Genomic DNA, 19,512 nt, shown 5'->3' on the forward strand with positions numbered 1-19,512 from the left:
TCAGGCCCCGGCGGGGTGCTGAACGATTTGAAGTTCATTGCCCGACGGATCCTGCAGTGTCGCGAGGGTGCCGCCCCAGAACTGTCTTTCCGGTGGGCCGGTGAAGGGCTGACTTCCTCATGCCGACCCCAGGCGCAAGCGAAGGAGCCTCCTCGGAAGCCGGAGCAGTTCACAGCGCGGGCAGGCAAAGCCGTTGGGCCAGCGCGCAGCCGCCACCGCGGCGGCGCATTGCTCCTCGGTGCCGAAGCAGCGCTGGAACTCCGGCATCGGCAGGCCGGGCTGGAACTGGATTCGGTTTATCGCCATCAGCGTCTCCTCGTGAGCGGTGCTGCCAGCGTAGAAGTTCACTGGCTTACCGCGTGAGAATACTGAGGCACGTTGCTAATCAGGACGCCCCCTTGGAGCGCAGCGTTAGATTTCTTTTCCTACTGCTAGTTATCTAACTGAAAGATCGCCATGCAACCTGAGCCAACACCTTTAAGTATCATATTGACACCGCCTTTGTTTTCAGTCCAAGTAAAGTCCGAATTTTGGGCCACAAATTTAAAGGCAGACAGGTCCTCCTTGTATGCCATGCAACTCTTCTCCGAAGAGAGAATGGCAGTTTGTGTCCAATAGCACTTTGACCCAACCCTCCTGAACTCGGCTTCAATGTAGATGCTGTCACCCGGCGATCCAGCAGTGGCAGTCAATTTGATCGAATCAGCTTTCGTTTCGGGAAATTGACTAATGCTAACGCGGACATCGCCACCCGCGTGTTCAAAAGCCTTGGTAATTGCAGCGTCACAGCCAGCAAATCCTTTGTCACGCGCCATTCGCAGAGGCAGATCTGATGCAGCAAGAACGGTCACTGGAAGCAGCAACATACAGAGAGTAGCCGAGAGTTTCATTTGAAGCCTTTCTTGGAGGTGATTAAGAACTGCAAGATGTTATGAGAGAACACTATTTTTTCGGGCCGTCAAAACTGCGAAGCAGCCTCAGCTCAACCTTTTCGAGAACTGTTGGAGTTGAGAAACCTAGCAAGAGGGCCAGGAGCCATACTCTGCCAATGGCGCTGCTCTGGGGCTGCACTGCGCCGAGAAACATGAATGCCACACCGAAGCCGACGGCAACGCCAGCCAGCAGCATGCCGCCAACCCAATAGCCGCGTTTGCGCACGCTTTCTTTTGTTTGCTTGGAATTTGGTTCAATTTCGTCAGAGTGGATTTGTTCGATTGGTGGCGGCTGTCGCAGGTTGATCTCGGTAACCCAGGCGCGCACCAAGCTTGCAAGCCCAGCGATGACTGGGCAGGTTTCGAGTAGTGCGATGTCTTGTGCACCGAGGCAGAAGACTTGCGCTATGTCAGGCAAGCGTGGCTCCTAAGAAATCTACCGAATGAAAGGGACATCCCCATAGCGTCCCACCCGCCCGAGATTATCCCTTAGGCAAGGACGGCCGCCCGGTACGACGATGGGGTTGCGAAATCTCATCCTCCACCCGGCTGACGCAAGCAGATGTCCATGACCAATCTGTTTCTCGGCATCGATCTGGCCAAGAACGTGTTTGCCCTGCACGGTGTCGACGAGCGCGGCAAACCTGCGCTGGTGCGTCCGGCCGTGCGCCGCGACCAGTTGCTCGAAGCGGTCGCCAAGCTGCCGCCGTGCACCATCGGGATGGAAGCCTGCTGGGGTGCGCACCACTGGGCGCGCCGCTTCCAGGACTTCGGCCACACGGTGCGGCTGATGGCGCCCAGGTTCGTCGTGCCGTACCGCATGAGCGGGCGCCGCGGCAAGAACGACGCGACCGACGCGGCTGCAATCTGCGAAGCGCTGCAGCGCCCGGCGATGCGCTTCGTAACGGTCAAGTCGACGCAGGCGCAGTCGCGCCTGGCGGTGCACACGGCACGCCAAGGCTGGGTGAGCGCGCGCACAGCGGTCATCAACCGCCTGCGCGGCGTCCTCAGCGAGTTCGGCATCGTGCTGCCGCTCAAGGCCGCCAACTCGCCGCCTGGATGGGCCTGGCGCCCGGCCAGCTCAGGCGCATCACCAAGGCCGGCGACGCCTACCTGCGCACGCTGTTCATCATTGGAGCGCGCGCCGTGCTGGCCGCCGCAGCCAACAAGCACGACCGGCTGAGCCGCTGGGCCACCGCGCTGCCCGAGCGCCGCGGCTACTGGAAGGCCGTGGTCGCCATCGCCGCCAAGAACGCGCGCATGGCCTGGGCGATGCTCGCCAAGGGCGAAGCGTTCAAGCCCATGGCCTGAACACGAGCCACGCCGCCCAAGCCAACCGCCAACCTCATCGGAGAAAGGCGACCTCGAATCCGTTTCTGCCACCGCGTGACGCCTGCGTTGATGGATCAAGGTTGGACCTGCGCGGGGAGTGCTCGTTTAACTCCAGGCGGCGCCAGTGATGGCGACCGCGGCGAACGAATGGGCCTTGCAGGCCGCGCCGGGCCAGTGGCCCGGCCCCTCGTGTGGCGCAGGCCGGCCACCGGCCGCGCTGCGTCCGCACTCGGCCCCCGCGCGCGTCTTTCATCAGGGCCCGCAGCATCGAACGCTGCATCAAAGGCCGGTTGTAGTTGTGCAGTCCGCACCTTGGTTCTTTTGCCCTCAGGCGATGCAATGGCAGCACACCATCGAAGTGCCTTGATGAATCGATGATCGATTCATCAAGGATTCGTTTTGCTTGACAGGTGGGGATGCCCTTGTAGGAGATGATCCGCGGCTGCAGGCTTGCGCAGCGCGCCCGAAGCCGTCGGCTCGATTGAATGGATAGGTCTCACTTGATTGCTTCGCGCGAAAGTGCTGACTGCAACTTAGGCCAGTTGCCGGCCTGCTCCAGATTGCGCTTCGCAACGTCATAGGGGGCTTCCAGTTTTGAGGTCGGAAGACCTGGATCAGCGCCAAGCGCAACCAAAGCGGCGGTCGCCCGAATCGAGGCTTCGTCAGCGTAGCGCGTCGTGTAGTGAAGAGGAGCGCGACCGTCGGGCGCCTGCACGTTAGCACTGGCACCGCGCGCGACGGCAAGTCGGATACCCGGCACACAGTTGGCGTCCGCCTGCGTCAGTAGCAGCTGATCTGCGCTCGAATGCGCGATGCGCTGATCATCAAAAGAGACGAGGAATCTCTCGGCAAGCTCGGGCCTTTCCCCGCAATGGCCGCTTAGGTAGTCGAAGAACTTGTCAGGGTAACCCTCACACTTAGGCGGCTGTGCGCCCTTGGCTAGCAACTCCGAGAATGCTTCGAAGTTCGAGTGCAGGACTGCCTGCAGGAGAGGACACTCGGCCGGATCTCCAACTGGCTTGTCCACGACGGAAGCCACTATTGGTGAATCGCCCGTCGCGCAGCCATTTCTCTGTATGTAGTGGAGGACTGCGGAGCCGCTACAAGGCCCGCCCGCCGCCTGCGTCATTACAAACAGTGTTCCGTAGCCCGCAATGGGCAGCCAAGTCGGAGCGGTTAGCACCGCCGCAAGGGCGACTACTGCGGCAAAAGCAGCTTTGACTGGCGCACGCATGCTTTTGAGACCTAACTTTTGACATGAGCGGTGACCGACCGGCGCAGCCGGTTGGGTGTCCGCTCGATGGAATGGTTGGGCGTCATGGTGCCTCCTCCTCGCGCAGGCCCCGTACGTGCGGCGTTCTCTGCAAGACCTCTTTGAGCGCGGCAAAGAGCAACGCGACGGACCGAGTGCTTTGGTCTTTGCCGAACAATCGGGCTACGAGGCCGCCTTCTGCGAACGCGAACACTCTCCAGTGGTGCGGCCCTTCCTCGCCGCTCGCGCAGGCGACGTAAAGACGATGCGGCGTTGATTCGACTGGGATGCACCACCCGAAGTCTTCGGCGATGACCTCACCAATGCCCAGACCTCTTGCGCGAAGCTGCTCCGCCAACCACTCGGCCAAGGCCTTTCCGAAGACGCCTGGATTTGTGTGGTCATCTTCACCTGCCTCAGTGGCAAACGCAGAGGAAACGAATTCAAGCAGCGCGCTCTGCCTCATGACGCCCAACGTTTGACATGAGGGGTGACCGACCGGCGAAGCCGGTTGGACATCCCTTCGATGGAATGGTTGGTCGTCATCTACTTGCACTCGGGATCAGCGCCCGCAGGATCGAACCCTTTGGCCCGCACTTCTAGCGTGAGTTCGTACGGAGAATCCGGCGCGAACCACGCCCTGAACTGCAAGTGCTCGTCTTCTTCGGCTTCAGTCGCCAACTCTTCGATTCTTAAGGCAAGCGCCGCTAAGGACTGAACGGGGCCGGCGATCCAGTGATCTGTTATTTGTGGGCGTGACCAAGTGCCAACCTTTAGGTACCAGTAAGGCCCCAGGTGGATGTGCTCGGAGATCTGGGAACTCTTGGGATCGTTTGTGTACTCACGAATATGACGAGCGAAGCCACATAGCCCATCGCGTGTGCCAACGACGCGCCACTGCTTCCGATCGTCATCGCGCTCGTAGTAGAACCCGAGTGACCGCCACTCGCGGCGCGTTGACTCGTTCATCGCTTTGCTTGGCACCGCATCTCCAATGACGCCCAACGTTTGAGCTGAGCTGCGAGCGCAGGTGTAGCCCTTGGCCCGCTGAACGGATGATGAGCCACTCCGGGAAGCGGGCCAAGTGCTACGCCGGAGGGAGTCAGCTCGAGCGAGGGGTTAGGCCTCATGTGGGAACATGCCAGCATGTGGACTCACTTCCAGTGTTCGAATCTGTTGATGTTGACCACGTACTCCGTCCCCTGTGGAAGCAGAGTACGTTCGACTTTGTCGCAAAGCATTTGCTCAACGATCTGCGCTCCTTGAGCGACCTCTCGCGAAACATACTGAGCACACCAGAAGAGCACTTTTCCGTCGTGCTTGAAGACGAGCTCGACGTCGGAGGGCCGAAGCGAGCCACGCGTCCCCACGTTAGAGATTGTGACCAGTGCCCCGGCGACAGTTGTGATGCCCAAAGGTTCGACTCGCGTTACCTTGAGTTCACCTTCGTTCTTCGCGACGTAGTCTGGACCTGGGCGAAGCGATGGCTTGACGAACTCCGACACCAACATGGCCAGCAGCACGCCGAGTGTGAGGCCGAAGCCAGAGATGAGCCAAAGGACGAAGCGGCGGAGGAATTCGTTGTTCATGAGGCCTAACGTTCGAGCTAAGCTGCCCGCGGAGGCAGGTACTGTAAGCCCGGCCTGAGACGATAGTACGAGTGGCTCAGGCCGGGCTTACAGTGCCTGCCGTAGCGGGTCAGCTTGAGCGAGGGGTTAGGCATCACCGCGTGTGCCAAGCAGATTCTTGGGTTCGTTACTAACTGCCAAACAAGAAGTCCAGCGCCTGCTGACCAGGCGGAACCTTGCCCTGATAGAACTCTGTGTACTTGCAGTGTGCGCAGATGATCGCGTGGTATTGCGCGGTCTCAACACCAAAGAAGGAGCTCCAACCGGAACGCGCGGTTCTGATTGCGCCGACTTGGTACTCGGTATGGCCGCACTTGGTGCACCGATATGCGTTGGTAGGCGAGCGCTTGGCGAGCTCTTCTTGCAATGCGGACACAACGCTTTGGTAGTGCCCAACATTGACCTTGGAGAGCCTGAGGTGCTCTACCAATGCGTCATAGCTGAGACCGGGGATCTCCGCCGGAGACGGAACCCGCCAAGCCGTGGAAGCGTTCATTTGCGTCGAAACCAGGAGAGTTGAATGTGATGCCTAACGTGAAAGCTCAGCGGGCGGCGAAGCCGTCCGCTGCAGCGAAAGGTTAGCCGGCAACTCCAGGGTCCAGTCATCGGCCAGGCACTCGAACGTTTCGTCCTTGAAATAGAAGAGATAGTGCGTGGCCAGACCGGTATTCGGAGCATCGGCGTTGACGACCCAATCCGACGGGGCGGAGAGCAAAGCTGAGTCACCTGACACTGCATAGAACTCACCCCAGGCCGGAGCCAAGCGACTGAATCGGCAGTGACCCATGTACCAACCCTCATCGTTAGTTGGCCCGTCGCGAAAACGCTGGCAGTTCTTGAAGCGCAGCGTTGCCTTGGTTCCTTCGCTGAACTCAGGGAACTGGAAGGTGTTCACATAGAAGGTGACAGATACGTCAGGCCCAGATACCAAAACCGACGGCTCGGGAGAATTTGGCTCAGCATTCCAACCCTCGTTGAGTCGTACGAATTTCACCATTGCCGGCTAACGTTTGAGCTAACGCGCCGCCCGCGGCTGGCCGGGCGGGACACGGCTGGGACGATAACCGAGATGGCCCAGGCGGGGCACGCCCGGCCAGCCGTGGGCGGTCGCGTTGAGCGAAGGGTTAGGCCGCACTTGTGCGCAACCGCAGCTGTGGGCGAGCCCGCTTGAGATTGCCCGGAATGGGCGCCGCGACGGTGCCGACCACTCGCGCTCCGAGGTGTTCGTAGAACCCGCTGGCGTTGGGATCTGAGTCGATGGCCAGCTCTTCCTGACCTCCGGCCGCAGCGAAACCCCGGGCCCAAGCAAGCAGCGCTTTGCCCACGCCACTGCCCATGTGCCTTGGACGGACCCACATTGCCCAAAGCTCCCACGGCTGGGTGTCGGTGGCAACCTGCGCGAAGCCAATGGGCTGGCCCTCCTCTTCGGCTACGCACACAGGGCGGGCGAGCAGCGACTCCGCAGGGACGGACAGGTCTTCGCGCCAGGCCTGCAGTTGCTCCACGGAGTAGCCCCAGTACGCCTTGGCTTCAAGCGCGATGGCATTGAGCGCCGGGATGTCTTCTGGCGTCCCGCGGCGGAGATTCATGTGCGGCCTAACGTTCGAGCTAAGCTGCCCGCGGAGGCAGGTACTGTAAGCCCGGACTGAGACAATGTACGGAGTACTTCAGGCCGGGCTTACAGTGCCTGCCGTAGCGGGTCAGCTTGAGCGAGGGGTTAGGCATCACCGCGTGTGCCAAGCAGATTCTTGGGTTCGTCACTAGCTGCCAAACAAGAAGTCCAGCGCCTGCTGACCAGGCGGAACCTTACCCTGATAGAACTCTGTGTACTTGCAGTGTGCGCAGATGATCGCGTGGTACTGCGCCGTCTCAACACCGAAGAAGGAGCTCCAACCCGAACGCGCAGTTCTGATTGCGCCAACTTGGTACTCGGTGTGGCCGCACTTGATGCACCGATATGCGTTGGTAGGCGAGCGCTTGGCTAGCTCTTCTTGCAAGGCGGACGCAACGCTTTGGTAGTGCCCAACATTGACCTTGGAGAGCCTGAGGTGCTCCACCAACGCGTCATAGCTGAGACCGGGGATCTCCGCCGGAGATGGAACCCGCCAAGCCGTGGAAGCGGTCATATGCGTCGAAACCAGGAGAGTTGAATGTGATGCCTAACGTTTGACATGAGTCGCGTGGCCCGGCTTGCCGGGGCACGTCAGCTCGATGGAGGGGTTAGGCGTCATCGCGCTACCTTCGCAGGAAGCGGCTGGCCAACCTTGGAAACATTGCTGGCAGTTCAGCCTCCTCCCAGTTTTTGCCAGTCGGTGCGGCCAACTCGACATTGAATTCGCGATCAAGTTCGCCTCCGCCCTTGCTTGCAAATGCCTTCAACGCGGCATAGCCAAAAGCCTCAAGCTCGAAGTAGTCTCCGCGCTGGGGAATCTGCGCCAATGAGTCTGGCGCTGTCAGAGCTTCTGTGAAAGTTGCCTGTCCTTCGGAGATCAGCCAGTCTCTAAAGTACTTGAAACCGTCGTCTGAACTGCCGCCATTCATGAGATAGGCTGCTCCCCAAAGTTCCCAGCTGTTTGCAAGGAGAAGGTAGCTCTCGTACCTACGCTGAAAGGCTTGTATGTCCGGCAGACTCAGTTCCTGAAGGAGCTCTTGAAGAACTGCAGGTCGGCTATTGATATCCGAACCGGCTCTGGCCTTGGCGCGTTCGACCAGACTCCAGAAAGCTATCTCTTCCATGATTCTCCTTGGAGACGCAGACGCGAGTGATGAAGTGGCCCAGAAGATGGTCGCGGAAGCGACGAGCAGAAGGTGAGAGCGGCGTGCTGGATTCATGACGCCTAACGTTCGAGCTAAGCGGCTGGCCGTGGTGGGACGGCTTGGCGGCGCGGCGCAGCATAGACCACAGGCGCCGCGCGGCCAAGACGGCCCGCCGCGGACAGTCCGCGCTTGAGCGAGGGGTTAGGCGTCATCGCGCACAGCGCCCGCATGCGCGTGTTTTCGTTCGCTGACGGTTCCTGAGTGGAGAGCCTTTCGGCGACTACTTTCCACTACCTGCGCCCTCGCGATACAGCTCATGTACCCTCGTGCAGAGCGCAGACGCTTCTTCGTACTCGATGCCAAGGATAGCCGGCAGTTGGGTCTTCGGCGGAGTAGATGCTCCGTACAGAAGCTCTCGCAGAGCCCCGATGGCAGCCAAAGCCTCGGTTTCGCGATTGTTCGATGAACGAGGCCAGCTTTGAAGAACACTGCGAAGCTCTTCCAGTTCAATCCCGAAAAGAGTTGGGCACTCCCAGTCCCAGTGGGTTGACCAGTACGACATAGCTCGGCGTACTTGATCGTTCTCGGCAGGGGACAGAAGCCTTGCTGTCATGACGCCTAACGTGTTGTATGCGGCGTACCAACGCCATTTATCACACCCAACGCCTGCGTAACAGCCCCCAGCCGGGGCACCTCAAGTGCTTGTCGGATCACACTTTTCTCCCTGTTGACCGACCCTGGCAGCGGCGTAAAAGTGACGACAAAAGCGGCGTCGGTTACAGCTCATTCTGGGCGGCGTCCGCCGGCTTGCCAAGGGAGGCCGCCATGGTGTCGTCCACCGCTTGTACTGCACCCGCAGCCACCACCCCGGCCGCCGGTCCGCCGGCGTCCGACGCAGCCGCCGCATCCACCGCGACACGATCCCCCGCCCCTCGCCGCCTTCTGGACCAGCTCCGCGACGCCCTGCGCAGCTGCCACTACAGCCTGCGCACCGAGCAGGCCTATGTGCACTGGACCAAGGCCTTCATCCGCTTCCACGGCCTGCGCCACCCGGCGACGATGGCCGGGCCGGAGGTCGCGGCCTTTCTCTGCCACCTGGCCGCCGAGCGTGGGCTGTCGGTGTCCAGCCACCGCCAGGCGCTGTCGGCGCTGCTGTTCCTCTACGGCAAGGTGCTCGGCCAGTCGCTGCCGTGGATGGACGAGATCGGCCGCCCGGTGCCCAAGCGCCGGCTGCCGGTGGTGCTGTCACCCGCCGAGGTGGCCGCCGTGCTGGCCCGGCTGGACGGCACCTACCGCCTGCTCGGCGAGCTGCTGTACGGCACCGGCCTGCGCATCACCGAAGCGCTGCAGCTGCGCGTGAAGGACGTCGACTTCGCCCAGCGCGCGATCCTCGTGCGCGCCGGCAAGGGCGGCAAGGACCGCGTCGTGATGTTGCCGGCCGCGCTGGAGGCGCCGCTGCGCGATCAGTTGCGCGCCGTGCACGCGGTCTGGGCCGAGGACGCGGCAGCAGGCCGCGCCGGCGTGCAGCTGCCCGACGCGCTGGAGCGCAAATACCCGCGCGCCGGCGCGAGCTGGGCCTGGTTCTGGGTCTTCCCGCAGGGCCGCCATTCGGCGGACCCGCGCAGCGGCGTCGTGCGCCGCCATCACCTGGTGCCGGGCAGCTTCCAGCGTGCGTTCGCCCGCGCGCTGCAGGCCGCCGGCGTCGCCAAGCCGGCCACGCCGCACACGCTGCGCCACAGCTTCGCCACGCACCTGCTGCAGTCGGGCAGCGACATCCGCACCGTGCAGGAGCTGCTGGGCCACGCGGATGTCGCGACGACGATGATCTACACCCACGTGCTGCGGCTGGGCGGCTTCGCGGTGCAGAGCCCGCTCGACCGGCTGGCGCCGGCGCGCTGATCGCCCGCCCGGCGCCGCGGGCCGTCAGGCGGCGCTCAGTGCAGCACCAGCACCGGCAGCTTGCAGCGCGTCATCACGTTCTTGGTGTGCGAGCCGAACAGCAGCTCGCCGAAGACGCCGCGCCCGTGCGTGGCCATCACGATCAGGTCGCAGCCGAACTCCTTGGCCGCGTCGACGATGGCCTCGTCGATGGCGTCGGTGCGCAGGAACTTGCCCTGGTACTGCACGCCCTGGTCCCGCGCCCGCTCGCCGATGCGCGCCAGCACCTGGCGCGCGTGCTGCTCGGTGCGCGCCATGTGCGCGTCGGCGTCGCGCTTGTAGACCGACGGGCTGCTGCCCATGTTGGGCAGCGGCGGCATCGGCTCGGCGACGAAGGCCGTCAGCGACGCGCCCAGCTTGGCAGCCAGGTCGATCGCGGTCTGCGCGGCCTTCTCGGAGAGTTCGGTGCCGTCGACCGGCACGAGCAGGTGCTGGAACATCTCGCTTCCTCTTGGCGCCCCGGGGGCGGGGCTTGCAACCCAGTCTAGGTGCGTGCGCCCCCGGGATATTGACCAACCTCAAGACGCAGGACAACCACCGGGGCCGCGCCCCGGGCCGGCCCCGACCGGATCAGAACTGGCACGCGTCGCGCCCGGGATAATCGGCGCTTCGAGCCACTGCCCAGGAGATGCTTCCGATGCGCCGCGTCCACAACTTCAGCGCCGGCCCCGCCGCCTTGCCCGAACCGGTGCTGCGCCAGGCCGCGGAGGAAATGCTGGACTGGCACGGCAGCGGCATGTCGGTCATGGAGATGAGCCACCGCGGCAAGCACTTCACGGCCATCGCCGAGGAAGCCGAGACGCTGCTGCGCGAGCTGCTCGCGGTGCCCGCCAACTACAAGATCCTGTTCATGCAGGGCGGCGCGATCGCCGAGAACGCGATCGTGCCGATGAACCTGCTGCGCGGCCGCGCCGGCGCCGACTACGTCGACACCGGTGAATGGAGCCGGCGCTCGATCGCCGAGGCGCGCCGCTACGGCCAGGTCAACATCGTCGCCAGCAACGCCGACGGCGGCTCGGTGTCGATCCCGCCGCGCGACAGCTGGAAGCTCGACCCGAACGCCGCTTACGTGCACATCTGCACCAACGAGACCATCGGCGGCGTGCAGTACCACTGGACGCCCGAGGTCGGCGACGTGCCGCTGGTCGGCGACATGTCCAGCGACATCCTGTCGCGCCCGATCGACGTCTCGCGCTACGGCCTGATCTACGCCGGCGCGCAGAAGAACATCGGCCCCTCGGGGCTGACGATCGTCATCGTGCGCGAGGACCTGCTCGGCGGCGCCCTGCCCTGCACGCCGACGGCCTTCGACTACCAGGTCGTCGCCGAGCACGGCTCGATGTACAACACCCCGCCGACCTACGCGATCTACATCGCCGGCCTGGTGTTCAACTGGCTCAAGGCGCGCGGCGGCCTGGCCGCGATGGCCGAGCACAACCGCGCCAAGGCCGCGCTGCTGTACGACTTCCTGGACTCGACCTCGTTCTACTCGAGCCCGATCGCGCGCGACTGCCGCTCGTGGATGAACGTGCCGTTCCGCCTGCACGACAGCGCGCTCGACGCCGCCTTCCTGAAGGGTGCCGACGAACGCGGGCTGGTGCAGCTGAAGGGCCACCGCATCGTCGGCGGCATGCGCGCGTCGATCTACAACGCGATGCCGATCGAGGGCGTGCAGGCGCTGGTGGCCTACATGAAGGAATTCGAGGCCGCGCACGGCTGAACGCACGCGGCCGGCCGGCTGGCCGCCCGCCCGGTCAGGGCTGGTGCAGGCGGCGGCGCGGCACGGTGCGGGTGTGGGTCTGGCCGTCGGGCCCGGTGACGGTGACCGTGCGGCCGTCGGCGCTGCGGTCCACCACGCGCGTGGCGCTCTGGCCGTCCGGGCCGGTGACGGTGCCGGTCTTGTCGCCGCCCTCGCGCGTCACGTCGCGCGTGGCGGTCTTGCCGTCGGCGCCGGTCAGCGTGACGGTCTTGTCGTTGCCGTCGCGGTCGACCTCGCGGCTGACGGTCTTGCCGTCGGGGCCGGTGATCGTGGTGGACTTGTCGCCGCCGGCACGCGTGGTGTCGCGGCTGAAGCTGCGGCCCTCGGGCCCGGTGACACGGGTCTGCACGTGGCCGCGTTCGCGCACGACGTCGCGCTGCACGGCGCGCTCACGCGCCTGGGCGGTGCCGGCCAGGCCGGCCAGCGCCAGCACGGCCGCCAGGCTCACGAGGGACGGGTTCTTCATCGCGGGTTCTCCTGAAGATTCGGCAACGGCCGCATTTCACCGGCGTGTCGTGACGCCCCCGTCGCCGCTGGTCAAGAAACTCCACCCAGCTGCAACAAGGTGTTGCGATCAGCGCGCTGCGGCCGGCCGGTCGACCGGGCGGCGAGCCGGGACGGCGCGAACGGCAGCCCCGTCCACGCGGCGGTACCGCCGTTTCGCCTGCAACGCTGCGCAAGCGCGCGCCGCGCGTGCAGAATGGGGCGAAGACGTTCCATCCGAGAGAAGAGCCGATGCAAGCCCCCCGCCTGTCCCTCGCCCTGCTGTGCCTGCTGGCCGCCAGTGCCGCGATGCCGGCGCCGGGCGACGAGCCCGTGCCGCCGCTCGTGCCCAGCACGCAGAAGAGCGAGGTGAAGACGCAGACCGCGTCGCTGCCGGCACGCGGGCTGTTCGACGGCGACAAGCTGTCGGCCGACGGCCGCCAGCGCCTGGCCGAGCTGGTGCTCGACGCGCTGGGGCTGCAGGTCGAGGTGGCGCTGCTGGTGCCCACCGGCCCGTGGAAGATCGACGGCAGCCACCGCGACGAACGTGCGCTGACGCCGGCGCGTCTGGACGCCGTCAAACGGTTCCTCGCCGACCGCGGCATCGACCCGAAACACATCTTCGTCGAGAGCCGCATCGACCAGAAACTCGCCGAACCCCGCCTGGACGTGCAAATCGTCGGACGGCCGCAGCAGGACTGACGCGCCGGGCGCGTGGCGGACGGCATCGTCCGTTCACGCCGTGAAGGACTGAGACATTCGCCACGGCAAAGAAAAAGCCGCCCGAGGGCGGCTTTGTTCATCGTGCGCGGGCCGTGGTCACTCGCCTTCGGGCGAAGACAGCAGCGGGATCGCGCCGCCGCTGGTGCTGCCCAGCAGCCCGGTGCGGCTGTAGACGCCCAGCTTCTCGCGCGTGTCGGAGATGTCCAGGTTGCGCATCGTCAGCTGGCCGATGCGGTCGGCCGGCGTGAACGCGGCGTCCTCGACCTTCTCCATCGACAGGCGCTCGGGCGCGTAGGTCAGGTTCGGGCTCTGCGTGTCCAGCAGCGACCAGTCGTTGCCGCGGCGCAGCTCGATCCAGACCTCGCCGGTGATGGCGCGCGCCACCCAGCGCTGCGCGGTCTCGCGCAGCATCAGGCACTGCGGGTCGAACCAGCGGCCCTGGTAGAGCAGGCGGCCGAGCTTGCGGCCGTTCAGGCGGTACTGCTCGATCGTGTCCTCGTTGTGGATGCCGGTGACGAGGCGCTCGTAGGCGATGTGCAGCAGCGCCATGCCCGGGGCTTCGTAGATGCCGCGGCTCTTGGCCTCGATGATGCGGTTCTCGATCTGGTCGCACATGCCCAGGCCGTGGCGGCCGCCGATGCGGTTGGCTTCCTCGAACAGCTCGACGGCATTGGCAAACGTGCGGCCGTTGATCGCCACCGGCACGCCTTCCTCGAAGCGCACGCTGACGGTCTCGGCCTTGACCTCGACGTCCTCGCGCCAGAAGGCCACGCCCATGATCGGGTTGACGATCGTCAGGCCCTTGTTCAGGAACTCCAGGTCCTTGGCCTCGTGCGTCGCACCCAGCATGTTGCTGTCGGTGCTGTAGGCCTTCTCGACGCTCATCTTGTAGTCGAAGCCGTTGGCGACGAGGTACTCGCTCATCTCCTTGCGGCCGCCGAGCTCGTCGATGAAGGTCTGGTCCAGCCACGGCTTGTAGATGCGCAGCGCCGGGTTGGCGAGCAGGCCGTAGCGGTAGAAGCGCTCGATGTCGTTGCCCTTGTAGGTGCTGCCGTCGCCCCAGATGTTGACGTCGTCCTCCTTCATCGCCACGACCAGCGCGGTGCCGGTGACGGCACGGCCCAGCGGCGTGGTGTTGAAGTAGGTCGCGCCGCCGGTGCTGATGTGGAAGGCCGAGCACTGGATCGCGGCGATGCCTTCGGACACCAGCAGCGCGCGGCAGTCGACCAGGCGCGCCTTCTCGGCACCGTACTCCAGCGCCTTCTTCGGGATCGCGTCGTAGTCGCTCTCGTCGGGCTGGCCGAGGTTGGCGGTGTAGGCGCAGGGGATGGCGCCCTTGGCGCGCATCCAGTGCACCGCGGCGCTGGTGTCCAGGCCACCGGAGAAGGCGATGCCGACGCGCTCGCCGACGGGCAGGTTTTGGAGGATCGTGGCAGACATGGTGCGGGCTCGGAAGGTGGGACGGACGGTGACGCGGCGACGCCGGGCGGTCGCGCGCGCGAACCCGTGATTGTCGCAAGGTTTGCGGCGGTGGCCGCGGGCGACGCGGGCGCAGCGCGACCGAAGGCCGCAGACCGAAGGACGAAGGACGAAGGGGTCAGGTCCCACAGGACCTGACCCCGACCCTAGGCGCGGCACGGCGGGAGGGGTCAGGTCTTTCGAGACCTGACCCCTGCGGCGGTCTCAGAAGGACGAAGGGGTCAGGTCCCACAGGACCTGACCCCGGCCTTCGGGCGTCCCGCGTCCAGCCTCAGCCGGGCAGCTTGGGCGCGCCGCCGGCCAGCGCCTCGGGGTTCAGGCCGCGCTCGCGCAGCAGCGACTCCAGCGCCGGCAGCAGCGGGCCCAGGCGCTCTTCCAGCGTCGCGCGCACGGTGTCGACGAAGACCTGGGTCGCACGCTCGATCTCGACGTTCAGCGCGGCCCCCGGCGCCTTGTCGCCGAAGGTCGTCTGGCGCAGCGTCTCGGGGATCAGCCAGACCTCGAACCAGCCGGCCTCGCGGTCGGCCTCGGCCACCGTCAGGCTGGCGCCGTTGATCGCGATGTAGCCCTTGGGGAAGACGTAGCGCATCCACGGCGCCGGCACGGCGATGCGCAGCACGTGGTTGTTCTCGGGCCGGCGCACCTCGGCCACCGTGGCGGTGAAGTCGACGTGGCCCGACAGCGGGTGGCCGCCGATCTCGGCGCCGTCCTTCGCGGCACGCTCGACGTTGACGCGGCTGCCTTCGGCCAGCGTGCCCAGCGTCGTCAGCGACAGGCTCTGCTGCATGACGTCGAAACGTGCGGCGTCGCTGCCTTCGAGCTCGGTGACGGTCAGGCAGACGCCGTCGACGGCGACGCTGGCGCCGATCGCCAGGCCGTCGGCGAAACCGGGCGGAAAGCGCAGCGTGAAGCTGCGAAGGCCGGGCCGGTCGGCGAGCGCGGCGACGGTGGCGATGCCTTGGACGATGCCGGTGAACATGGGTGATGCGAGGCAGGGGCCGCAAGCGCGGCGAAGCCGTCGAGCTTAGCGCACGGCGTGCAGGCGCTTATCGTCGGCGCATGGCCGAACCGTTCAAGAACCTCATCTCCCCGGCGCTGGTGGCGCAGATGGCCGCGCGCCTGGCGGCCGCCGGCCCGGGTTTCGACGCCGCCGCCTTCGAGCGCCTGGCCGCCGACGGCCTGGAGGCACTGGAGCTGAAGGCGCGCACGCTGCAGCTCTGCGCCGCGCTGGAAGCGACGCTGCCCGCGGACTTCGGCGCTGCCGCCGACCGGCTGGACGCCGCGATGGACGGCGACGACGGGCTGGAGGGCTGGGCGCTGTGGCCGGTGGGCGAATACGTCGCGCGCCGCGGCCTGCACCAGCCCGAACGGGCGCTGGCGACGCTGCACCGGCTGACGCGGCGTTTCACCGCCGAGTTCGCGATCCGGCCCTTCATCGTCGAGCATCCGGCGCGGGTCTACGAGACGCTCAAACGCTGGGCCGAGGACCCCGACGAACGGGTGCGCCGCCTGGTCAGCGAAGGCACGCGCCCGCGCCTGCCCTGGGGCCTGCGACTGACGGCGCTGGTGGCCGACCCCTCACCCAGCCTGCCGCTGCTGCGCCGGCTGCAGGACGACCCCAGCGAGTTCGTGCGCCGCAGCGTCGCCAACCACCTCAACGACATCGCCAAGGACCACCCGGAGATCGTCGTCGCCTGGGTGCGCGAACACCTGCCCGGCGCGACGCGCGAACGCCGCGCGCTGCTGCGCCACGCCAGCCGCACGCTGGTGAAGAAGGGCGACGCCGCGATGCTGGCGCTGTGGGGCCACGGCGAGGACTTCGTCGGCGACGCGGTGCTGGAACTGGCGCCGCCGCGGCTGGCGGTCGGCGAGACGCTGGTGCTGTCGCTGACGCTGGCCAGCCGCGCCGCGGTGGCGCAGCGCCTGGTCGTCGACTACCTGGTGCACCACGTCAAGGCCGACGGCCGGCGCACGCCCAAGGTGTTCAAGGGCTGGCAGCTCGAACTGCCCGCGGGCGCGACGCTGGCGCTGGCCAAGCGCCATTCGATGAAGCTCGTGACGACGCGGCGTTACTTCGCCGGCGCGCACCGCGTCGACATCCAGGTCAACGGCCGCGTCGTGGCGGGCGCGGAGTTCGAGCTGGAACTCTAGGCCGCTGCCCAGCGCGCGGCGTCGAAGCCGACGGTGATGCGGCCGTCGTCCCATTCGACGACCGGGCGCTTGATGACGCTGGCCTGGGCCAGCATCAGCGCACGCGCCGAGGCGGCGTCGACGACGCCGGCGCGCACGGTCTCGTCGAGCTTGCGCCAGGTCGTGCCCTGGCGGTTGACCAGCGGCTCCCAGCCGAGCGCGGCGATCCAGGCATCGAGCCGCGTGTCGGGCACGCCGGCCTTCTTGAAGTCGTGGAAGCGGTAGTCGTGGCCCTGCTCGGCGAGCCAGGCGCGGGCGCGTTTGACGGTGTCGCAGTTCGGGATGCCGTAGACGATCATGGGCGGGCGGCGCGCGGCCGGAAGACGATGACGGGCGCTCAGTTTCGCGGATCGAAGGGATGTTCGCAGCGCCAGTCCGGGCCGAAGGCGCCGTCGCGCACGACGCCGTCGTCGCCGATCGAGACCTGGAACCACCAGCATTCGTGGGTCGCGTAGCGCCAGGACCAGACCTCGCCGCCCTGCCAGCCGCCGCCGCGGCGCTCGCCCGGGCGGCCGAGCGTGCGCAGCAGCTCGTCGCGCGACATGCCGGGCAGGCGGCCCTGAACCGCCATCAGGTTCTCTTCGGTCAGCACTTGCTTCGCCGCGACGACACGGCCGCCGGGCGCGACGTCGATCATCCAGGTCGTGCGGCCGAAGGGGCCGGTGGCGTACTCCAGCCGCGTCAGCCCGCCGGCCAGCGTGTAGCGCGAGGTCGGCGGGCCCCAGTGGGCCAGCGTCTGCGGTTCGGTCCAGCCGGGTTGCGGCGGCTTCATCGCCGCGCAGCCGCTCAGGGCGGCGGTGACGATCAACAGGGCGAGCGTTTGACGCATGGCGGCGGGCGGGCAACCGGTGGGCCGAGCTTACGCCCGCCGCCGTCACCCGCCGCTCAGGCGGGCTTGACGGTATCCAGCGCCTTCACCAGACGCGCCACAGCGGCGTCGACGTCGGCCAGCTTGTCCAGGCCGAACAGGCCGATGCGGAAGGTCTTGAAGCCGGCCGGCTCGTCGCACATCAGCGGCACGCCGGAGGCCGTCTGCAGGCCCTGGGCGATGAAGGCCTTGCCGGTCTGGATGGCGTCGTCGTCGGTGTAGGCGACGACCACGCCCGGGGCCTCGAAGCCCGGCGCAGCGACGCTGGGCAGGCCGCGTTCGGCGAGCAGCGCGCGCACGCGCTGTCCGAGCTCGAACTGGGCATCGCGCAGCTTGGCGAAGCCGATCTCGCGCGTCTCGAGCATCACGTCGCGCGTGCGCGTCAGCGCGTCGGTCGGCATCGTCGCGTGGTAGGCGTGGCCGCCGGCCTCGTAGGCGTCGGCGATCTGCAGCCACTTCTTCAGGTCGGCGGCGAAGCTGGTGCTGGTGGTCGCACCGATGGCCTCGCGCGCACGCTCGCTGAACATCACGAAGGCGCAGCACGGCGAGCCGCTCCAGCCCTTCTGCGGCGCGCTGATCAGGATGTCGACGCCGGTGGCGCGCATGTCGACCCAGGCCGCGCCCGAGGCGATGCAGTCGAGCACGAACAGGCCGCCGACTTCGTGCACCGCGTCGGCCACGGCCTTCAGGTAGTCGTCGGGCAGCAGGATGCCGGCGGCGGTCTCGACGTGCGGCGCGAAGACGACGTCGGGGCGCTGGGCGCGGATCGTGGCCACCACCTCGGCGATCGGCGCCGGGGCGAACGGCTGCTTGGCGCCTTCGGCGACCGGGCGCGCCTTCAGCACCGTGTGTTCGGCCGGGATCGCGCCCGTCTCGAAGATCTGCGTCCAGCGGTAGCTGAACCAGCCGTTGCGGATGACCAGCGCCTTGCGCCCGGTGGCGAACTGGCGCGCCACCGCTTCCATGCCGAAGGTGCCGCTGCCGGGCACGATGGCGACGGCGTGCGCGCCGTAGACCTCTTTCAGCGTCGCCGTCAGGTCGCGCATCACACGCTGGAACTTCTGCGACATGTGGTTGACGGCGCGGTCGGTGAACACCACCGAGTACTCGAGCAGACCGTCGGGATCGAGGTCGGGCAGCAATCCGGGCATGGAACTTCCTTGCGGCGCCAGGCGGCGCATGAACGAGCCGGGCAGCTTAGCACCGCCCTCGGCAGGGGCCGGCTGAGGGAAGTCAGGGGCCGGCGCAGCAACGACACGGCCCGCCGAAGCGGGCCGTGCAGCTTGCGCGGGGCAGGAAACGGCGGCCGGTTCAGCCGGCGCGGCGGCGGCGCGATGCGGCCAGACCCAGCAGCGCGGCACCGGCCAGCGCCAGCGTCGCCGGTTCGGGCACGGCACTGCCGGAACCCCCGCCGCCATCGACCGGGGTGCCGGCGAAATGCGGCTCGTCGAGCCCCGTGCCGTACTGGAAGGTGACCTTGGAGATCGAGGCCAGATCCACCGTGCCGCGGACGTTGAACAGGAAGGTCACCGAGCCGACGGTCAGCGGGCTGTTGATGACGCCGCCCTCGCTGTGGTGCTGGCCGGTGCCGGTCGTGCGGTCGTCGGCCGTCGAGGTGATGCCGTACTGCAGGCCGTCGGGCGTAGCAGGGCCCGCGAGGTTGGTGCTGGTGTCGAAGCGGGCAAACGGGCCGAAGAGGCCCAGGCCGGAGCTGGAGATGCCCAGCGAGGCGCCGTACTGGTTGAGGTCGCTCTTGAAGGCCCACTCGCCGCCGACGTTGGTGCCGGCGCCGCTGATCCAGTCCGTGCCCTGGTAGGTGGCGCCACCGGAAATCGCCGCCAGCGGCGACAGCGCCACGCCGGCGATGTCGAAGAACACCGCGGTCAGCACGTGGTCGCCGATGCGCACGTCGTTCTGGCTGGTGTTCGACAGCACGACCTGCAGCTGGCCGTTGACGACGTCGAAGCTGACCGACGCCGACAGCGGATCGTTGCTGCCGGCAAAGCTCACCGGAGCCGCGACGGCGGCGGTGCTGCCCAGGGCCGCGATCGCGAGGCAGACGAGATGCTTTTTCACCGAGGGACTCCCGGAAGCGTGAGTTTCGGCAACACGAAGCAAACGCTGCGCCAGAAGCGCCAAGACCTTGATTTGAAACGTGGGGGCCGGCGAAG

General features: G+C 66.5%; 22 protein-coding genes and 2 pseudogenes. 5 read left to right on the forward strand and 19 right to left on the reverse strand.

Going from position 1 to position 19,512, the window contains the following annotated elements; genetic code table 11:
* Nucleotides 1-171: 171 nt before the first annotated feature.
* The 3 genes and pseudogenes from G5B56_RS11400 to G5B56_RS11410 form a co-directional block, all read right to left on the reverse strand.
* Nucleotides 172-306, reverse strand: a pseudogene (locus tag G5B56_RS11400) (transposase); the annotation flags it as partial.
* A 125-nt stretch (nt 307-431) separates the two neighbouring features.
* Nucleotides 432-890 carry a hypothetical protein gene (locus G5B56_RS11405; protein WP_164963280.1) on the reverse strand — a complete coding sequence of 153 codons (459 nt, stop codon included), beginning with the start codon at nt 888-890 and terminating at the stop codon, nt 432-434.
* Between the two features lie 52 nt (nt 891-942).
* The gene (locus G5B56_RS11410; RefSeq protein WP_164963281.1) at nt 943-1,350 is read right to left on the reverse strand and encodes a hypothetical protein; all 408 of its coding nucleotides are present in this window, start codon (nt 1,348-1,350) and stop codon (nt 943-945) included.
* A 150-nt stretch (nt 1,351-1,500) separates the two neighbouring features.
* Between G5B56_RS11410 and G5B56_RS11415 the strand changes: the two are divergent.
* Nucleotides 1,501-2,243: pseudogene (locus G5B56_RS11415) on the forward strand (IS110 family transposase).
* A gap of 517 nt (nt 2,244-2,760) precedes the next feature.
* Here G5B56_RS11415 and G5B56_RS11425 read toward each other — a convergent pair.
* The 8 genes from G5B56_RS11425 to G5B56_RS11460 form a co-directional block, all read right to left on the reverse strand.
* On the reverse strand, nt 2,761-3,291 hold the full coding sequence (locus G5B56_RS11425) for a hypothetical protein (protein ID WP_164963283.1): 531 nt from the start codon (nt 3,289-3,291) through the stop codon (nt 2,761-2,763).
* A 289-nt stretch (nt 3,292-3,580) separates the two neighbouring features.
* Complete coding sequence (locus G5B56_RS11430; RefSeq protein WP_164963284.1) at nt 3,581-3,982, reverse strand: hypothetical protein; 402 nt, start codon at nt 3,980-3,982, stop codon at nt 3,581-3,583.
* A 688-nt stretch (nt 3,983-4,670) separates the two neighbouring features.
* Nucleotides 4,671-5,105 (reverse strand): hypothetical protein, encoded by a 435-nt coding sequence (locus G5B56_RS11435; RefSeq protein ID WP_009857219.1) that lies wholly within the window; start codon nt 5,103-5,105, stop codon nt 4,671-4,673.
* Nucleotides 5,106-5,274: 169 nt separating this feature from the next.
* A complete protein-coding gene (locus G5B56_RS11440; protein WP_164963285.1) occupies nt 5,275-5,640 on the reverse strand; it encodes a zinc ribbon domain-containing protein in 366 nt (121 codons plus the stop codon).
* A gap of 33 nt (nt 5,641-5,673) precedes the next feature.
* Nucleotides 5,674-6,039 (reverse strand): hypothetical protein, encoded by a 366-nt coding sequence (locus tag G5B56_RS11445; protein WP_164963286.1) that lies wholly within the window; start codon nt 6,037-6,039, stop codon nt 5,674-5,676.
* Between the two features lie 229 nt (nt 6,040-6,268).
* Nucleotides 6,269-6,733 (reverse strand): GNAT family N-acetyltransferase, encoded by a 465-nt coding sequence (locus G5B56_RS11450; protein ID WP_164963287.1) that lies wholly within the window; start codon nt 6,731-6,733, stop codon nt 6,269-6,271.
* A 171-nt stretch (nt 6,734-6,904) separates the two neighbouring features.
* Nucleotides 6,905-7,270 carry a zinc ribbon domain-containing protein gene (locus G5B56_RS20135; RefSeq protein WP_164963288.1) on the reverse strand — a complete coding sequence of 122 codons (366 nt, stop codon included), beginning with the start codon at nt 7,268-7,270 and terminating at the stop codon, nt 6,905-6,907.
* A 109-nt stretch (nt 7,271-7,379) separates the two neighbouring features.
* Nucleotides 7,380-7,880 (reverse strand): DUF4240 domain-containing protein, encoded by a 501-nt coding sequence (locus G5B56_RS11460; RefSeq protein WP_164963289.1) that lies wholly within the window; start codon nt 7,878-7,880, stop codon nt 7,380-7,382.
* Nucleotides 7,881-8,726: 846 nt separating this feature from the next.
* On the opposite strand from G5B56_RS11460, the gene G5B56_RS11465 reads away from it, so the two are divergent.
* A complete protein-coding gene (locus tag G5B56_RS11465) occupies nt 8,727-9,800 on the forward strand; it encodes an integron integrase (protein WP_240920796.1) in 1,074 nt (357 codons plus the stop codon).
* A 35-nt stretch (nt 9,801-9,835) separates the two neighbouring features.
* Here G5B56_RS11465 and G5B56_RS11470 read toward each other — a convergent pair whose 3' ends face one another.
* Nucleotides 9,836-10,279, reverse strand: a complete 444-nt coding sequence (locus tag G5B56_RS11470) for a universal stress protein (protein WP_009857221.1) — start codon at nt 10,277-10,279, stop codon at nt 9,836-9,838.
* 197 nt (nt 10,280-10,476) lie between these two features.
* Between G5B56_RS11470 and serC the strand changes: the two genes are divergently transcribed.
* A complete protein-coding gene (gene serC / locus G5B56_RS11475) occupies nt 10,477-11,559 on the forward strand; it encodes a 3-phosphoserine/phosphohydroxythreonine transaminase (protein ID WP_164963290.1) in 1,083 nt (360 codons plus the stop codon).
* 34 nt (nt 11,560-11,593) lie between these two features.
* Here the strand turns inward: serC and G5B56_RS11480 are convergent, their stop codons facing one another.
* Nucleotides 11,594-12,064, reverse strand: coding sequence for a hypothetical protein (locus tag G5B56_RS11480; protein WP_164963291.1), 471 nt, complete (start codon nt 12,062-12,064; stop codon nt 11,594-11,596).
* A gap of 269 nt (nt 12,065-12,333) precedes the next feature.
* On the opposite strand from G5B56_RS11480, the gene G5B56_RS11485 reads away from it, so the two are divergent.
* Nucleotides 12,334-12,783, forward strand: coding sequence for a hypothetical protein (locus G5B56_RS11485; RefSeq protein ID WP_164963292.1), 450 nt, complete (start codon nt 12,334-12,336; stop codon nt 12,781-12,783).
* Between the two features lie 117 nt (nt 12,784-12,900).
* Here the strand turns inward: G5B56_RS11485 and argG are convergent, their stop codons facing one another.
* Both argG and G5B56_RS11495 read right to left on the reverse strand, forming a co-directional pair.
* Entirely contained in the window at nt 12,901-14,244 is a 1,344-nt protein-coding gene (gene argG, locus G5B56_RS11490; RefSeq protein ID WP_164963293.1) for an argininosuccinate synthase, read from the reverse strand.
* 310 nt (nt 14,245-14,554) lie between these two features.
* A complete protein-coding gene (locus G5B56_RS11495; RefSeq protein ID WP_164963294.1) occupies nt 14,555-15,262 on the reverse strand; it encodes a riboflavin synthase subunit alpha in 708 nt (235 codons plus the stop codon).
* Nucleotides 15,263-15,342: 80 nt separating this feature from the next.
* Here G5B56_RS11495 and G5B56_RS11500 point away from each other — a divergent pair, with 80 nt between their 5' ends.
* On the forward strand, nt 15,343-16,434 hold the full coding sequence (locus G5B56_RS11500) for a DNA alkylation repair protein (RefSeq protein WP_009857227.1): 1,092 nt from the start codon (nt 15,343-15,345) through the stop codon (nt 16,432-16,434).
* Here G5B56_RS11500 and G5B56_RS11505 read toward each other — a convergent pair.
* The 4 genes from G5B56_RS11505 to G5B56_RS11520 form a co-directional block, all read right to left on the reverse strand.
* Nucleotides 16,431-16,772 (reverse strand): ArsC family reductase, encoded by a 342-nt coding sequence (locus G5B56_RS11505; protein WP_009857228.1) that lies wholly within the window; start codon nt 16,770-16,772, stop codon nt 16,431-16,433. The genes G5B56_RS11500 and G5B56_RS11505 overlap by 4 nt on opposite strands.
* Before the next feature lie 38 nt (nt 16,773-16,810).
* Nucleotides 16,811-17,302: a hypothetical protein gene (locus tag G5B56_RS11510; RefSeq protein ID WP_029718982.1), complete on the reverse strand. Its 492-nt coding sequence runs from the start codon at nt 17,300-17,302 to the stop codon at nt 16,811-16,813.
* Nucleotides 17,303-17,358: 56 nt separating this feature from the next.
* Complete coding sequence (locus G5B56_RS11515) at nt 17,359-18,492, reverse strand: aminotransferase class V-fold PLP-dependent enzyme (protein ID WP_029718981.1); 1,134 nt, start codon at nt 18,490-18,492, stop codon at nt 17,359-17,361.
* A 160-nt stretch (nt 18,493-18,652) separates the two neighbouring features.
* Nucleotides 18,653-19,417 (reverse strand): XDD4 family exosortase-dependent surface protein, encoded by a 765-nt coding sequence (locus G5B56_RS11520; RefSeq protein ID WP_164963295.1) that lies wholly within the window; start codon nt 19,415-19,417, stop codon nt 18,653-18,655.
* Nucleotides 19,418-19,512 lie beyond the last annotated feature (95 nt).

The sequence above is a fragment of the Rubrivivax sp. JA1026 genome, from assembly GCF_011065555.1.
GTDB classification, from domain to species: Bacteria; Pseudomonadota; Gammaproteobacteria; order Burkholderiales; family Burkholderiaceae_C; genus Rubrivivax; species Rubrivivax benzoatilyticus.

Bases quoted from the DNA above. Each gene is read 5' to 3' on its own strand.
- G5B56_RS11500 (WP_009857227.1), top strand. From the start codon at position 15,343: ATGGCCGAACCGTTCAAGAACCTCATCTCCCCGGCGCTGGTGGCGCAG.
- G5B56_RS11405 (WP_164963280.1), bottom strand. From the start codon at position 890: ATGAAACTCTCGGCTACTCTCTGTATGTTGCTGCTTCCAGTGACCGTT.
- G5B56_RS11510 (WP_029718982.1), bottom strand. From the start codon at position 17,302: ATGCGTCAAACGCTCGCCCTGTTGATCGTCACCGCCGCCCTGAGCGGC.
- G5B56_RS11470 (WP_009857221.1), bottom strand. From the start codon at position 10,279: ATGTTCCAGCACCTGCTCGTGCCGGTCGACGGCACCGAACTCTCCGAG.
- G5B56_RS11515 (WP_029718981.1), bottom strand. From the start codon at position 18,492: ATGCCCGGATTGCTGCCCGACCTCGATCCCGACGGTCTGCTCGAGTAC.
- G5B56_RS11450 (WP_164963287.1), bottom strand. From the start codon at position 6,733: ATGAATCTCCGCCGCGGGACGCCAGAAGACATCCCGGCGCTCAATGCC.
- argG (WP_164963293.1), bottom strand. From the start codon at position 14,244: ATGTCTGCCACGATCCTCCAAAACCTGCCCGTCGGCGAGCGCGTCGGC.
- G5B56_RS11460 (WP_164963289.1), bottom strand. From the start codon at position 7,880: ATGGAAGAGATAGCTTTCTGGAGTCTGGTCGAACGCGCCAAGGCCAGA.
- G5B56_RS11505 (WP_009857228.1), bottom strand. From the start codon at position 16,772: ATGATCGTCTACGGCATCCCGAACTGCGACACCGTCAAACGCGCCCGC.
- G5B56_RS11485 (WP_164963292.1), top strand. From the start codon at position 12,334: ATGCAAGCCCCCCGCCTGTCCCTCGCCCTGCTGTGCCTGCTGGCCGCC.
- G5B56_RS11435 (WP_009857219.1), bottom strand. From the start codon at position 5,105: ATGAACAACGAATTCCTCCGCCGCTTCGTCCTTTGGCTCATCTCTGGC.
- G5B56_RS11465 (WP_240920796.1), top strand. From the start codon at position 8,727: ATGGTGTCGTCCACCGCTTGTACTGCACCCGCAGCCACCACCCCGGCC.
- serC (WP_164963290.1), top strand. From the start codon at position 10,477: ATGCGCCGCGTCCACAACTTCAGCGCCGGCCCCGCCGCCTTGCCCGAA.
- G5B56_RS20135 (WP_164963288.1), bottom strand. From the start codon at position 7,270: ATGACCGCTTCCACGGCTTGGCGGGTTCCATCTCCGGCGGAGATCCCC.
- G5B56_RS11440 (WP_164963285.1), bottom strand. From the start codon at position 5,640: ATGAACGCTTCCACGGCTTGGCGGGTTCCGTCTCCGGCGGAGATCCCC.
- G5B56_RS11495 (WP_164963294.1), bottom strand. From the start codon at position 15,262: ATGTTCACCGGCATCGTCCAAGGCATCGCCACCGTCGCCGCGCTCGCC.
- G5B56_RS11430 (WP_164963284.1), bottom strand. From the start codon at position 3,982: ATGAGGCAGAGCGCGCTGCTTGAATTCGTTTCCTCTGCGTTTGCCACT.
- G5B56_RS11480 (WP_164963291.1), bottom strand. From the start codon at position 12,064: ATGAAGAACCCGTCCCTCGTGAGCCTGGCGGCCGTGCTGGCGCTGGCC.